This window comes from Paraliomyxa miuraensis, assembly GCF_026337845.1.
Classification (GTDB): Bacteria; Myxococcota_A; Polyangia; order Nannocystales; family Nannocystaceae; genus Paraliomyxa; species Paraliomyxa miuraensis.
Genome location: NZ_JAOVZF010000046.1, coordinates 1 through 337 on the forward strand (window position 1 = coordinate 1; position 337 = coordinate 337).

At 68.8% G+C, this 337-nt stretch carries 1 protein-coding gene; it reads right to left on the bottom strand.

The annotated features are described in order from the left end of the window. On the bottom strand, positions 1 to 337 hold a 337-nt coding region (locus OEB96_RS00190; protein WP_266213355.1), incomplete at both ends, for a hypothetical protein.

The following is a 337-nucleotide window of genomic DNA, read 5'->3' on the forward strand; positions in this document are numbered from 1 at the left end:
CGGCCCTCGTCCCAGCCCTGGTTCCACCCCGTCTGTGTGGCCCTCTCGAGGTTGGCTCGGAGCTCGATCTCGTAGAGCCGGAGATCGTCCTCCCGCCGCTGGGCCCGACGGCGGGCCTCGGGATCCCGTGAGAGTGCTTCGAGGGTTTGCTTGGCCAGGGCCATCATCGGATCCTCTGCAGCGAGGCGCTCGAGCTCGACGGGATCGTCGTAGCGCGTGAAGAACCGCGCCCATCGCTCGACCACCGCATCATAGCCGCTCGCCTCGCTCGTCGACAGCGCCTGGCGCTGCGGCGCACCGAGCTGCAAGAGGTGGATCGACAGCTCCTCGCCGAACG